This window comes from Isoptericola sp. NPDC060185, assembly GCF_042728595.1.
GTDB lineage: Bacteria > Actinomycetota > Actinomycetes > Actinomycetales > Cellulomonadaceae > Isoptericola.
The window spans coordinates 48,796-62,607 of sequence record NZ_JBHWYY010000011.1; the positions used below are offsets into that span (position 1 = coordinate 48,796).

The window sequence follows — 13,812 nt, forward strand, 5'->3', positions numbered from 1 at the left end:
ATCGATCCTTTCGTCACGCGGCGACGCAGCAGCCTCGCGAACGACATGACTGCGAACCATCTCCTACCTCCAGCTTGGAACGCCCGATAGGTGCGCGGGCGATACCGCTCGAGCGCCGCGTCCCGTTGGACGGGTAACCCCGCATGGATCATCGGTGACACCTCTTGGCAACTCCGGCTGGGGTGACCTCCAGGGGCTTGGCCGCACCTTCATACCCTTGCGAAGCGGAAGCCTGTGAGTTCATCCTTCCGGGACGTAAGCGAGCACAGTTCACTGGAAACGTGAGGACTCGAAAGGGAGCGCTCGCCCTCGTGTGCGGGCTCGGGCTAACACTTGCGGCGTGCTCATCCGGCACATCGGCGGAGGAACTCGCCCGACGAGGTTGTGAGGGCATGGAGCCGTCAGCGCCAAGCCCGGCGGGGCCCGACGACACGACTGAGGATGTGGGCAACGTCGTCCGGGACATCTACGCCGAGTTCGAGCCGCACGTTGACCTTCTCGCCCAGGCCGCCGCCGCTGATGAGACCTACCGCCCCGCCTACCTGGCCATGTCGGACTTCCTCGCCGAGTTGTCAGCCTGGGAGCAGCAGGAAGGTGACCCCGCCAAGTTCGAGCGCATCCGCGACGACCTGCGTGACGGGCTCCAGCGGATCGGCACGGAGTGCCGGCTCATCAACGCTGGTCGCCCGTGACAACTCCCAACGCCTCCCCCGGGGCCCGATCCGGGCGGCGGCTGCTCGGGGCGGAGCGATGCCGAACGACCGCCTGCGTGCGCGTCGACAGCTTCATGTGAGACGTTCGTGAGCCCCGTCGATGCTCGCCTCGCGCGCTCTGGCCGATTCCACGCCGCCGTTGTCTCTCAGCACCGTCGTGCATCCTCCTACGCGTCAACCAGTGGCAGCGTGTGCCTCGACCCGGGACCGGGTGAGATCCAGGTCAGAGGGCGCGGACTGTAACGAAGGGCTGGCAATCTAGCCGACATGGCGAGAACGGGTATGCGGCGTCGGAATCAGGTCGAACCACCCGCAGAGCAGCACGGGAAGCTGTCTCTGGCGGCGAATGTGATGCTCGTACTTCTAGCGCTTCTGTTCGGCGCCGCACTCTTCACGTACGTCCTCGGTTCAGCACTAACTGGTTCTTGGGTGCCTTCCCGGGTGTTCTCGCCGAGGGCCCTCACGCCTGAAGTGGTTCGGCTGGCCTTCTACGCCATCGCCGGACTAGGCGGTGCCGTTGCTCTGGTTGTTGCGTACCGGAACCAAGGGTTAAGGGAGCGGCAGTCTGCGGACTCGGAGGCGGTAACGTTCGCCGAGCGCTTTCAACGGGCTGCTGAACAACTCGGCCATCCACAGCCTACGGTTCGCCTTTCGGGTGTCTATGCAATGTCATCGCTGGCAGACACATACCCTCTGCCAGGCGAGCATGGCCGAGTGCGACGACAGCAGTGCATCGACGTGCTCTGCGGATATCTTCGCTTGCCATATATGTCGTTCGAGGAGGACGAGGCCAGCGAAGGATCGATTACTCAAGTGACCGAGTCTTCGATTCAGTCGACTCTTACAACGACGGTGGTTCGCGAGTACGCCCATCACGACCGTCAGGTGCGCCTCACGATCATTCGAGTCATCCGGGACCACCTGCGGCCTGACGCGCTGGTCAGCTGGCAGGGCCACCGGTTCGACTTCACGGGGGCTCTGTTTGACGGTGGGAGTATGTCGTTGATCGATGTTGGTTCGCACACGGTCCTCCGGTTCGACGAGGCCAGGTTCGTACGCGGCACATTTTCTTTCCGTGGCGCCACGTATGCAGGAGGCGAAATAACCTTCACGAGAGCATGGTTTGGTGGTGGCAGGGTCGAGTTTCAGCGGACGCGCTTCTTGGGTGGCTACGCGTCTTTCAATCGTGCCATTTTTGATGGTGCGCGCGTGAATTTCTATGAATCGGAGTTTCGCGGCGGGCGCGTCGCGTTTGCATCGAGATTCAAGAGTGGGCAGATCGCGTTTCGGCGGGCCCTCTTTGCTGGTGGACTCGTTGATCTTATGGGCGCCGACTTTGACGGTGCGATCGTGAATTTTAGCGAAGCTCGGACTGTCCGCCCAGGTGGCCTCGTCATTGACGCCCACGACGACTTTATGCCTGATGGATTGCTACCGTCGCCGTGGCGAATTAGAGTGGTCAGCTTGGACGACACTGATCTCTGAACCTGCCCGTCAGCTTGGCCGAGGTGTCGAAGAGTTCAGCTTCGGCGGGGTGGAGTTGGTGCTGGATGACGAAGGAGCGTTCGCGGATACGCCAGAGCCCTTGCCCGGTGTCGAGCGTGGGTAGGAGGCCGCGTTCGGTGCGGGTGAGGCCGAGGGCGGCAGAGGTGGATCCGAGTTGGTCGGACTCTTGCCGGTAGATGACCCGGGTCTCAGCGTTCGCGAGCAGCGAGGCGGCCAGTGCCCGCATCGCCGAGCCGGAGTCGCCGACGTTCTCCAGGTCGGACAGTTTGTGGAAGATGAGCATGTTGGCGATGCCGAACCAGCGGGACAGGCGCCATTGGGCGTCCATGCGTCGTAGTAGTGCCGGGTGGGACATGAGGCGCCACGCCTCGTCGTAGACGACCCACCGTTGCCCGCCCGCCGGGTCGAGCAGCGCGGACTCCATCCAGGCCGAGGCGCAGGTCATCAGGAGCGAGATCGCGGTGTCGTTCTCCGCGACCGCCGATAGGTCGAGGGTGACCATCGGCAGGCTCGGGTCGAAGGTGATCGTCGAGGGACCGTCGAACATCCCGGCCAGGTCGCCCGCCACCAGGCGGCGGAGTGCATGCCCGGGCAGGCGGCCGTCATCAGCGAGGCGCCCGTCGACGTCGTCGCGCCGGTCTGGCGTGAGGAGCCGGTCGACGACCATCGGCAACACGGGCACGTCAGTGCTGCGGACGACATCCGCCAACGCGATGTCGATCGCGGTGTGCTCCAACGGGGACAGACGCCGGTCCAGGACGGTCTCGGCGAGCGCGCCCAGCAGGTCGCGGCGACGGGCGGCGAGCTGCGCGGCCCAGGTGGCATCGTCGATGTCGGCGCGGCGATGGCCTTCGTCGAGGGGGTTGAGCCGGGTGCGCTGCCCGTGGCCGAGGGCGACGGCCTGCCCGCCGACGGCGTGGGCGACCGGCGTCCACTCGCCCTTTGGGTCGCACGGTACGTAGACGCGCCGTCCGAACGGGATGGACCTGGTGCATAGCGACTTGGCGAGTGATGACTTGCCGGACCCGACGATGCCGGCCACGACGACGTTGGGGGCGGTGATGAGTCCGCGGGCGTAGAGCACCCACGGGTCGTAGACGAACGCAGACCAGGAGTACAGGTCCTGCCCGACGAAGACTCCTTCGGCTCCGAGGCCTCCCTCGGCGAGGAACGGGTAGGCACCGCCCCAGGTGGCGGAGGTGTCCTGATGCTGGGGCAGGCGCAGCTTCCCCGGGGTTCGCAGCGCGGCAGGTCCGGCCTCGCCGGCCTTGGGCAGGAGCACGGTGGCGCGACGTTCGGCGAGTTCTGCCGCGCGGCGCGCTCGGGCGGCCGCGACGCGTGCGGCTCGGTCGTCGGCGGCGATCCGGGCTGCGGCCAAGCGGCGTGCCTTGCGCAGGCGGCGGCGTTCGCCGGCGGGGGCGATCAGGACGGCGGTGTGCAGCCGCTCCCGGGTCACCGTGCCCCGCCCTGCAGAGTGGCGCTGGTGCGACAGCGGACCGGCCTGCACCGGATGACCGAATCTCGGAGGGCGGCTTTCGGTCGCGTCTCGCAGGGGTACCGGACGATCCATGCGGACGTCGTAGCGCGAAGTATCCGCGGAATCTCCCGCGGCCCTGGCACATGGGCGAGCCGCGTGTGGTTGTCGACGACCTCAGCGGAGGCGTGTCCGGGCTTCTCGCCGAGCATGATGCGGCGTATCAGAGGGTCCGGCCCGGCTTCGGCTGGTGGCTGCGCTGGGGGCCAAGGCCGATGACCCGCCCGCCCGGGCGATGCGGTTCCGCCTGGACGGCATCTTGCACGGGGGGAGCGGTGCGGTGCCAGGCGATCCGACCGGAGTGGGACTGCGCCTTGTCGATCAGGCCCTCGGCCTGTTCCAGCAGGAGGGAGGCCCTGCGAAGGGTCAACGCGGCGTCGGCGGCGTGCTTGCGCCCCTCGAGCTGGTTGCCGTCGTCGGTGCGGGCGTGATCGCGGTGGGCCGTGTGGGCGGAGGCGACGTTGACCAGGACCGCTTGCAGGCGGCGGGTGATCGCGAGGACGCTGCCGGTCACCCAGTACGTGTCGCCGGGGTCGCCGAACCGCTGTGTCGCGTGCGCGAGGGCCCGCAGGTGCTCGGCGGCGTCATCTGCCGACGTCACGGGGCGTGCGAATTCCGGCATGGCGAGCCTCCCTCGCGGTCGCATCAACACGCAGGTGCGGGCTTCACCCCACGAGTGCGATGGCGGTGTACAGGCCGACGACGAGGCTAGGCGCGAACGGCAGGTCACCACGTAGGCGGCGGGCGAGTTGCCATAGCGCCAGCGGGAGAACGGCGACATGCGCGAGCACAACGAACGCGAGCACCGCCGGCCAGCCAGACCAGCCAGCGAAGAGCCCGAGAGCCGCCGCGAGCCGGACGTCGCCCAGTCCCAGGCCGGCGAATCGCCACAGCAGCAGGTAGCCCGCGCCGACGACCACGCTCGCCAACAGCGAGCGTCCCACCGATGACACCTCGCCCGTGGCGACGGCGGCGACGGTGAACACCACCACCCCGACCGCCGCCGTGGCCCTCACGAGCGGCGTCGGGATCCGCTTGTATCGAGCGTCGATTACTGCGGCCGCGGCTGCTGCCGGCGCGGCCCCGAGCAGGGCGAGTGACAACCAGCGGTCTTCGACGAAGGCAATCGCCACCGCAGCGAGCGCGAGGACCATGACCACGGTCGGCATCGCCGACTCCCGCACGAGCCGGAGCGTCGATGCACGCACGCTGGAACTGTCGTCGGGACGTCGCGACGACGTCGGACCGCGTGCATCGTGGCTTGCCACTCTCGCACCGTACGAGCTGACACCACGATGGAGGTGTCGACACGGTGTGACAGTGGACGAGCGGCGCGATCGTACCCGGGAGGTGTGCGGCATCTTCGGCGCCGGACGTTGTCCCGACCGCCTCCGCCGCATCGCGTTCCCGCGAGGAATGGGGAAGTACATCGATCCCAGGCGCCGCCGACCTTGCTACACCGGGCGACACAGCGGAAGCGCCGCGGCGATGAACGCCTGGGCCTGCTGGCCCCACAGCCGCCTGGTCTCGCAGGATGCCTGGACCGCGGCCTGCTCGATGGCGGCGACGGCCTGCTCGAGCTCCTCGGGTGTGGGGGCGCTGACTGAGATCAGTGCGACGGCGCGCAGGATGCCGTGGCCGGCGGTGAGGTCGGCTTCCTGTTGGAGGACGTCGGCGTACTCGGCGCTCTGGGCGGCGTCCTCGATCTGGCCGATGCGGGCTCGCTGGGCGGCGTCGGAGATGTGCTCGGTCTTCTTCTTGCGGATGTCCCGGGCGGCGACGTCGGCGCGCACGGGCGTGAACAGCATGGAGAACGTGCGCCGCACCCCTGAGGCGAGGAGCACGGGGTGGAGGAAGTCGGGGTAGACCAAGGACCGTGGCCATTCGGAGATCCATAGGACGGCGTGGTGGGCGGAGTCGGAGCGCAGGTGGCCCCAGGATTCGGTGACGGACACTGGGCCGGCGGTGGCCAGGTCGCGGCCGAGTGCGCCGTGGCGTTCGAGGGCGGCGGCCCTGGTGGGGTCGTACGCGGAGCGCAGGGCCAGGGCGAGGTCGCCGGGTTCGAGGGGGGTGGACGGCGAGAGGTCCGCGGCGCGTAGCGCGGCCGTGATGGTGTCGAGCTCCTGGCGCAGGACGGCGACGGTCCCCGACATCCCGCCGCCCGCGGCGCGGATCGCCCGGCCTGCGGCCGACAGGTCGAGGGCGATGGAGATCGTGGTCGCGTGCCGTTCGCCGGTGGGCCCGGCGCGGCGGATCAGGTCAGCGTAGGTGGTCGAGGAGAAGGAGCCGTCGTCGCGGCCGTGGCTGGTCCACCAGTCGCCGAGGCCCTTGCCGGAGTCGGGCAGGGTGCGTTCGAGGACCTGGAGGCACGCGATGCGCCCGGACCGGCATCCTGTTGCCAGCACGCGGGACCAGCCGGTGATGCGGTGGCTCTGGTCGGCGGGGTCCAGCAGGATGAACGCCGGGTGGGTCACTTCGAGGACGGCGGTGAGGGTCGCGGCGTTGGGGTCGTGGACGTAGACGGCGCCGGTGTCCGTGTCGACCCATTGCCGTAGCCGGGCGGCGTCCCCGGGCAGGGCGAGCGTCCCTGCCGGGCGGGGCTTGCCGATGCGGACGCGGAACTCGAGCTGCCCCGTCGCGGCGCGGGCCTGCCAGCGGCCGACGAGCGGGAGCCACTCGACCAGGGGTCGGCCGACGACTTTCACCCACACCAGCGCCGCGCACGTCGCGACGACGGGGACTGTGACGAGCACGGAGTCGCCTCCGAGGTAGAGAGTGGTGACGAACGCTGCTGCCGCGACGGCGGCGACGGCGAGCTGTGGGGCGGACAGGCCGAGCAGCACCCCGCGCTTGGCCAGGCGGGAGAACTTCACCGGCGCGACGTCGCTGTCATCGCGTGGGGCGGTCATGAGCCTTCTCCACGCGCGTGCTCGTCGTGCTGGGCTGCGTGCTCGGCCACGTCCTGCCCGGCTTTCGGGCCCGCCGTGGCCGCCGCTGCGATGACGGCTGCACCGGCGGCGACGCCGCCCGCTGCAGCACCGGCACCCGCCGCGGCGCTGCCGCCGCCGACCCCGCCTGATCCGCTCGCGGCACTGCCCCCGGTCCCCGCCGACGTGCTGGACGCGCCAGCAGCGGGCGCGGGACCCGCCCCTCGCGGCGTCGAAGCTGGTGGGCTCGTCAGTACCGGGCTCCCGGGCGTGCTGGACGTGCTGGTGCCGCGGACGCTCGGTGCGGGCTGCTCGTCGTCGAGCACCTTGGACGGCGAACGCCTGGATGCGGCGCGGTGCGGTGTCGGTAGGGGGCGGTCGAGGGCGTGCTTGGTCTCCTGTTCGGCCGACGTGGCGTGGTGGGCGTCGAGGCCCATGAAGCCGATGAACTTGTAGGTCAGGTAGGGCGCGAACCCGGCGACCATCATCAGCACGACGCCGGCCATCGGATCGGCGAACGACTGCAGGTCGGCGGAGATGGGCGCGGCGACCTGGGCGGTGGCGAGCAGGAAGATCACGACGACCACGAGCTTGGACGCGATCAGCGCGAGGACGAAGGCGCCCCATCTCGCGGCCCAGCCGCGTGCGGCGTCCCAGGTGGCGCCGGCGAACGCGATCGGCGCGAGCACGACTGCGACCAGCAGCAGGGACTTGCGCACGAGGAGCGAGATCCACACGATGAACGACGCCGCGACCGTGAGTCCCGCCAGGGCGATGACCACCAGGATCGGCATGACCGGACCACCGGCGCTGGACAGCGCGAGGCCCGCCGTGAGCGCGGAGATCCGTCCGCCCATTTCCTCGACGGTGGTGCCCGCGGCGGCGACGAGGCCCAGGCACAACCGGTCGGTGATCTCGAGGGCCGTGGCCAGCAGGCCGAGGGCGACGAACGAGCCGAGGACGCCTTTGCCGAGCCCGACCACGGCGCGGGACAGTGCCGCGGGTTCGCGGCGGACTGCGGCGCCGATGAGCTGGACGAGGAAGAAGGTCAGCATCACGAAGACCGCGATGCCGAAGACGATGTTGTAGATCGCGGTGAACCGGCCGCTGGTGATGTCGACGAACGTCGTGGTCTCGAACGCCGCCCACATCACGTCGACGGTCCAGGCCGCGGCGGCGACGGCGGCGTCGGCGAGCCAGCGGAACGGGGCGATGACCGTTGCTGCGGCGGCTTCGCCGGCTGTTGCACAGACCGCGTTCAGGACCGGCAGGTCGCACGCGCCCATGTCAGACCGCCTGCCCCACGTCCCAGAAGAAGTTCACGAGCGTGACCGCGCCGCCGCACAGGATCGCGGTGCCGAGTGCGACGAGCACGCCGGTCTTCCCGCGGCCGGCCAGGTGCGGGTTGGAGGAGTTGGCGCCCATTGCCCACACGATCGCCGCGACGACCAGAGCCAGGACCGCCAGGATCAGGCCGACGGTCATGACGGCGCCGACGATCGTGCGCAGCTGCGCGATGCCGGGCAGTCCGTCGGTGTTCGGGTCGATGTCGACATGCGCCGCGACCAGCGCGACGGCGGCGTGGTTAATGTCCATGACTGGTCTCCGCATCCGTGATGTGTGGGGCGGTCAGATGCCGGCCCCGATGTCGAGGAGGTGGTTCACCCAGGCCGTCCCGCCACCGGCCAGGCCGGCGGCGCCAAGCGCGACCCACATACCGGTGCGGGCGCGCATCGCGGTGTGCCAGTGCCCGCTGGACGCGGTCAGGGCCCAGGTGACCGCGCAGACCACCAGCGCGCCGACGGCGACGACGAGGGTGATGGTGAGCAGAGCGCCGATGATCCGGGTCAGCTCGCCCGAGGCGGTCACGGCACCGAAGTCGGGCGCGACGGCGCCCGTGAGGGTCTCGGCGACAGCCGTCATGGCGTCACCTGACACGGGCCGATGGCACCGGCTGCCCGCTCGGCGTCCTGTGTCTCGTCGGTGGCGGCGAGCCATGCGTCGGGGTCGACGGCGGCACCGGTCGCCCCGCCGGGCCGGATCTCGAAGTGCAGGTGCGGACCGGTGGAGTTTCCCGTCGACCCGACGTCGCCGATGCGCTGCCCGGCGGCCACGACGTCCCCGGCGCGCACGTGGATGCCGCCGTCGCGCAGGTGCCCGTAGACCGAGGCCATCTCCTGCCCGTCGACGTGGTGCTCGACGATGATGTGGTTGCCGAGGCCGCTACTGGTCCCGGCATACGTGACCCGCCCGGTCGCCGTCGCGAGCACCGGGGTGCCCGCGGGCGCGGCGAGGTCGACGCCGGCGTGCAGCCGCCGGATCCCGAGCACCGGGTTCAGGCGCATCCCATACCCGCTGGTGCGGGTCCACGTCCCGGCCGGCAGCGGAAACACCGTCGCCGTGACGACAGGCAGGACGGCGGCCCGGCTGTCGCCGGGGGCGGGGGAAGCCGTCCCCGGCGAGCTCGGTTCGGAGGTGAGCTCGGCGAGAATCTGCCGGGCGGCCGGTTCCCAGGCGGCGTACCGGTCGGGGTAGGCGGAGACCTCCACCGCCTGCGCCGCGGCGGCCTTCGGCAGCGACGCCCAGCCGGGGACGTCGAGCAGACCGCGCGGGCTGCCGGTGTTGGGGCCGGACGGTCCGCCGAAGAACGCCCGGGCCTGATAGGCCGGGTCCATCAGGTCGGCGACGGTGCCCCACCCGGCCGCGGGACGCATCTGGAAGATCCCGAGGGAGTCGTGATCGGCGCCGTCCGCGTCGTGCGGGAACGACGCCGACTCGGGGTAGGCGGTCGTGTTCGCGTACATGAGCAGCCGCGACTCGGTCAGCGCCGCCATCAGCGCGACCAGCACCCCGTCCCGCCCGACGCCGTCGATCTGGACGCCGACGGTGACGATCGTCGCCGCGTGGCCGAGCTGGTGTCGACCGAGGCGCACGTGTGTTCCGTCAGCCGTGGTGACGTCGAGGTGGTCCGGAACCGTCCCGACGACGAGTTCGGGTGCGAGGCACGACGCTGTCGCACCGGGGGCCATCGTGAGGGCCACCAGCGGGACCGCGGCCATCGGGGCAGCCACCACCGCGGCCGCGGCACCGGCGAGGATCAGTCGCTTCATGATCGGCTCCTCACCGCAGCGGCTCATCGAGACGCGACAGACGCAGCAGGTAGCAGCGCGGAAAGGCCGGCTCGCAGACGACGACCGCGGTGAACGCGACATCGAACGCCTCACTGACCGGGCGCGACTCCCACAGGCCCGCGCGATGCCGGACCCCGGTGACGGTCAGCGCCGTCAGCCCGGTAGCGTCGCCGTCGCCCGCTGCCGCGTCGACGTCGGCCCGGACGTCGGCCCACTGGTCCGGCACGACGACGTCCGTGACGTGGATCCACTGCCGTGTCTCGTAGTCGGCGAGGTACTCCCACGCCCGCGTGCTGGGCAGATAGCCGTCGAGGTCCGCGACCAGGCCGGGGGAGTCGACACCGGTGGGGTCGGCGACGGCGAGCAGGCGACCTTTGTGGTCGGCGAGCGTGTGCGGGCCGGTCGTGTCCCAGTCGAAGAGGGCGTGCGCGACGTCGGTGACGAACGCGACCTCGTCGGTGGTCGCTGGGATGGGGGCCAGCTCGTCCGACGTCGGCCGGGGCGACGCGGACGTGGCCGTCGAAGGCCCCGGGAAGGGTGGGGCCGTGCGCGGGATGGACGTTGCGGGGGCATCGCCGCGCGGGAGGAGCACGAAGGCGGTGAGTGCGATCGCGGCGAGCAGCAGGGCGACACCGAGGACCATTCGTCCCCGGCGTAGCGGCCGGGCGGCGGACCACCGGAGCGGGAGCATCGTCGGCCTCCTCACGCCGCGCCCGCACGCGCGGCGCGGACGAGGTCGACGAAGCGGGTGGACTCGGCGACGGTCCGCTCGAGCATCGCCCAGTCGGAGTCGCTCAGCTTGGCGGCGACCTCGGCCGGGTCGTAGTGCTGGGTCCAGCCGTCCAGGTCCGCCCACGACATCACCAGCGCCGTGACCGAACGCTTCACCGGCGTCGGCGGGGTGCGGTGCGAGGACAGCAGCTCGACGCGGCGCTTGCGTTCCTCCTTGGCTCGCGCGAACGCTTTCGTGCTCAGCTCGGCGATCTCTTCCGGCGTCGGCTCGTCATCGAGGCAGGGCTCGTCAGCCGATCTCGGAGCGGCCGAGCTGAGCGCGACGGCCTCGATCACGGTCCGGTATGCGGGGTCGACCGGGCCGCCGTCGTTGATCTTGTCGAGCTCGGACTCGGCGAGACGGCGGACCTCCAGCGGGTAGGACTCGTCGTCGATGACGTTCTGGATGCGACTGATCTGCTCCAGACGCTGGTAGGACTCGGAACCCGTGACCATGTGCGCGGCCCGAGCCCGGCTACGGGTGTGGTCGTTGCGCGGTGGTGGGGAGTCCCCACCACCGTTCTCTTCCCCGACGTCGCCGTCCGTGCCGAAGCGCGAGGCCTCCTGCCGGCGGCGTGCGTCTTCGGCCAGGACCGCCTTCAGCTCCCGGTAGAGCCTGGCGGCCTCGGTGGGGGCGAGGGGCTTGTGCAGCGCGTTCTCGTCCTGCTGGGCGAGCAGGCCGGATAGCGGATCGGAGATCCCGGCCCGGACCCACACCTTCACGCTCGTCCAGCCGAGCCGGATGATCGCCTCCAGGCGCCGTCGCCCGCACACAAGCACCCCGTCGGGGGTGACCGTGATCGGTTGGAGCAGGCCGACCCGCTCGATCGACGCCATCAGCGCGCTGAGGTCACCGAGCTCGGACCGGTGGCGGATGCCGACCGTGATCGAGGAGACGGAACGCTCGGCCCCCAGGTAGTCCTTCGCCTCACGCATACCGCACCTCCAGGCACGGGGGCGCCGACATCGCCAGGGCGCTCGTGACTCGCACGTCCTCGCAGATCTCCTCCCGCGACTGGCCGACGACCAGGCGCCACAGCAGCCCGCGTCCGAGGTCCGTCGCGGCAAGGTCGGGATTCTGCGCACCCAGCACCACCGTCAGCACCCGCGTCCACTGCTCCTGGCTCAGATCAAGGTGTCCCCACCCCTCCCGGTGGCGTCGGAGGTACTCGAACGCACGACGGCGCTGCCCGGCCTCGACGAGACGCGAACAGATCAGCTCGAGTGCGCACCGCGCGACGTCGGCCGGCCAGCCGCAGAACGAGAACACCCTCACCGCCTCGGCCAGCGCATCGGCCGCCGGCACGAACCGTGCCGACCGCCCTTCGACAACTGCGGCGCCCAGGACGGAGTTGTCGACGCCGGTGTCGTCGGCGGCGAGCTCGCGTTCGACCGAGACGTGCTCGGCGAACCGCTGAGCATCGAACAGCGGTTCATGCATCAGGTGCCGGGCCTGCTCGACCCCGCACAACAGACCGTTCGCCCGGTGCTCCGCCTGCAGCGTGCGCTGCACTGCCTGGGTCACCACACCCCACGGATCCCGCGCCCAGCGTGTCGCGGGCGCGGTGAGCGCCTCATAGGCCGCGGTGGCAGCGTCCTCACCCGTCTGCCCGTACTTGCGGGCCAGGCCCCGGTACCGCTCGACACAATGGCGCAGCAGCTCCCGAGCCTCCGTCTCCTCCCACCCGGCCGGGCGCCGGTGCAGCTCGATCAGCATCCGCCGCAGCCCGGACGCACGCGTGAACCGTGGTGTCGCGTTCATCGGTCCAGCCCCTTCGGCCGGCGTGCCGCCCGCCGGGCCCGCAGCCGCCGTGTTGCCGCACGCGCAACCACGGCCGGGGCGAGAACGACGGGCCGCGTCGCTCTCGACTGCGCCGCCAGACTCCGATCGACGACCTTGCCGAGCACCGGAGCGACCACAGTCAACGGCAGCTCGGACGGACGCACCCACGGCACCTCCGGCCCCGCCGGAGCCTCAGTGTCCGCCGTGGGCTCGACGTCGGAGGGCCCGGTCGGTGCGTGGTCGCGCACGGCCAGTTGAGGGTGCCGCGGCGGCCTCGTGGGGCGGGGGAGCGGACGGCGCTGGTCGTCGTCCCGCTCGCGCTCGTCTTCATTCATCGGGCCACCGCCTCGCTCGACCGGGACTGTGCGTGTGAGTGGTTGCGTCCTCGGGCGCCCGCTTCACGCGGACCGGTGCGGCGAAACGCCGAGCTGATCGTGGCCGTCGCCTCCCGCCGGCCGAGCCCGGCACGCTCGGCAGCCTCGCCGAGCAGGCCGAACACCGAGTCGCGGTCGAAGCCGCCCTCGACCATCCGGCACGCCGCCCAGAACAGCCCGCCGTTGCGGCCACCCTCCGGACGCGCGGCCACCCACTCGGCCAAGTAGCGCGGCGACGCATCCCAGACCGGCGCGGCGCCCACAACAGGACCCCGGCGCGGCGGCACCAACAGGCCCCGCAGCGCGGCCGCGTCCACCGGCGCCGATTCGTGGTGGGCTGCTACCAGCAGCTCATACCCACGTACGACACGGTCCGCCGTCCGGCACCGGGACGGCGGGACGACGACGTACCCGCCGTCCCCACGGAAGTCGACGTGCGCCGTGGCGATCGTCCACGACCGCTGCTCGAGCCCGTGCGGGAAGTAGGCATGCACGCCGCCCGACGGCGTACGCACCAGGCACGCCCACGAGGCCACGAGGCCCGCCCGTCGGGCGCGCTCGAACCCGCCGAACCCGCTGCCGCCGTCGTGCACATCGACGTCGACGACGTCCACCCCGGACATGGCCCCGGTCGGGAGGCCGATGTTCGCTTCGGGCCAGCGCCGCCACCACGCGGCCACTTGCTCCTCGTCGCGGGAGGCCTCGTGGAAGCCACGCCGCGTCAGCGGTGCCTTCCCCTCCGGCCGGCAGGGGAAGACGACCGCCCCCGCCCGCACATAGACGAGTGCTGCCTCCCCGAGCGTCGGTGCAGCCGACGCCGCGACGACCGTCGCCGGCGACCAACCCGCGGAAGTGGTGGTGCGTTCCATGCACCCCACGCTGGGCCGGGTGCGTTACCGAAAACGTACGGGGTACCCCACCCCGTACGCGCCCCGTACGCACTCGAGGGGGAGCCGTCGGGGCAGGTCAGGGTGCGTACGGGGAGAGGTTCAAGAATGCTTGCGCCGATCCCCTTGGGTACTGCTGGCGGACCATCCCCCGGGTCTCTGCACAGAGACGTGACATCCCAAGTG

General features: G+C 70.8%; 14 protein-coding genes. 2 read left to right on the forward strand and 12 right to left on the reverse strand.

The features are described from left to right. The first annotated feature begins 443 nt into the window (after positions 1 to 443). Both ACFWDO_RS06555 and ACFWDO_RS06560 read left to right on the forward strand, forming a co-directional pair. Complete coding sequence (locus ACFWDO_RS06555) at positions 444 to 692, forward strand: hypothetical protein (RefSeq protein WP_380346853.1); 249 nt, start codon at positions 444 to 446, stop codon at positions 690 to 692. Between the two features lie 789 nt (positions 693 to 1,481). Further along, positions 1,482 to 2,198, forward strand: coding sequence for a hypothetical protein (locus tag ACFWDO_RS06560; RefSeq protein ID WP_380315210.1), 717 nt, complete (start codon positions 1,482 to 1,484; stop codon positions 2,196 to 2,198). Here the strand turns inward: ACFWDO_RS06560 and ACFWDO_RS06565 are convergent. The 12 genes from ACFWDO_RS06565 to ACFWDO_RS06620 form a co-directional block, all read right to left on the reverse strand. After that, positions 2,173 to 3,675: an ATP-binding protein gene (locus ACFWDO_RS06565; RefSeq protein WP_380315207.1), complete on the reverse strand. Its 1,503-nt coding sequence runs from the start codon at positions 3,673 to 3,675 to the stop codon at positions 2,173 to 2,175. The genes ACFWDO_RS06560 and ACFWDO_RS06565 overlap by 26 nt on opposite strands. Before the next feature lie 241 nt (positions 3,676 to 3,916). After that, entirely contained in the window at positions 3,917 to 4,375 is a 459-nt protein-coding gene (locus tag ACFWDO_RS06570) for a hypothetical protein (RefSeq protein WP_380315204.1), read from the reverse strand. 43 nt (positions 4,376 to 4,418) lie between these two features. After that, a complete protein-coding gene (locus ACFWDO_RS06575) occupies positions 4,419 to 4,961 on the reverse strand; it encodes a prepilin peptidase (RefSeq protein ID WP_380315202.1) in 543 nt (180 codons plus the stop codon). Between the two features lie 246 nt (positions 4,962 to 5,207). Beyond that, entirely contained in the window at positions 5,208 to 6,662 is a 1,455-nt protein-coding gene (locus tag ACFWDO_RS06580) for an SCO6880 family protein (RefSeq protein ID WP_380315199.1), read from the reverse strand. Beyond that, on the reverse strand, positions 6,659 to 7,966 hold the full coding sequence (locus tag ACFWDO_RS06585; protein WP_380315196.1) for a conjugal transfer protein TrbL: 1,308 nt from the start codon (positions 7,964 to 7,966) through the stop codon (positions 6,659 to 6,661). The genes ACFWDO_RS06580 and ACFWDO_RS06585 overlap by 4 nt, the downstream gene beginning before the upstream one ends. 1 nt (position 7,967) lies before the next feature. Next, on the reverse strand, positions 7,968 to 8,276 hold the full coding sequence (locus ACFWDO_RS06590) for a DUF6112 family protein (protein ID WP_380315193.1): 309 nt from the start codon (positions 8,274 to 8,276) through the stop codon (positions 7,968 to 7,970). A gap of 33 nt (positions 8,277 to 8,309) precedes the next feature. Further along, positions 8,310 to 8,603 (reverse strand): DUF6112 family protein, encoded by a 294-nt coding sequence (locus ACFWDO_RS06595; RefSeq protein ID WP_380315190.1) that lies wholly within the window; start codon positions 8,601 to 8,603, stop codon positions 8,310 to 8,312. Next, positions 8,600 to 9,790: a M23 family metallopeptidase gene (locus ACFWDO_RS06600; RefSeq protein WP_380315187.1), complete on the reverse strand. Its 1,191-nt coding sequence runs from the start codon at positions 9,788 to 9,790 to the stop codon at positions 8,600 to 8,602. The genes ACFWDO_RS06595 and ACFWDO_RS06600 overlap by 4 nt, the downstream gene beginning before the upstream one ends. Before the next feature lie 10 nt (positions 9,791 to 9,800). Then, entirely contained in the window at positions 9,801 to 10,454 is a 654-nt protein-coding gene (locus ACFWDO_RS06605) for a hypothetical protein (RefSeq protein WP_380346856.1), read from the reverse strand. A gap of 59 nt (positions 10,455 to 10,513) precedes the next feature. Continuing rightward, the gene (locus tag ACFWDO_RS06610; protein ID WP_380315181.1) at positions 10,514 to 11,518 is read right to left on the reverse strand and encodes a ParB N-terminal domain-containing protein; all 1,005 of its coding nucleotides are present in this window, start codon (positions 11,516 to 11,518) and stop codon (positions 10,514 to 10,516) included. Continuing rightward, positions 11,511 to 12,299 (reverse strand): hypothetical protein, encoded by a 789-nt coding sequence (locus ACFWDO_RS06615; RefSeq protein ID WP_380315178.1) that lies wholly within the window; start codon positions 12,297 to 12,299, stop codon positions 11,511 to 11,513. The genes ACFWDO_RS06610 and ACFWDO_RS06615 overlap by 8 nt, the downstream gene beginning before the upstream one ends. A gap of 397 nt (positions 12,300 to 12,696) precedes the next feature. Further along, on the reverse strand, positions 12,697 to 13,608 hold the full coding sequence (locus ACFWDO_RS06620) for a bifunctional DNA primase/polymerase (RefSeq protein ID WP_380315175.1): 912 nt from the start codon (positions 13,606 to 13,608) through the stop codon (positions 12,697 to 12,699). Positions 13,609 to 13,812 lie beyond the last annotated feature (204 nt).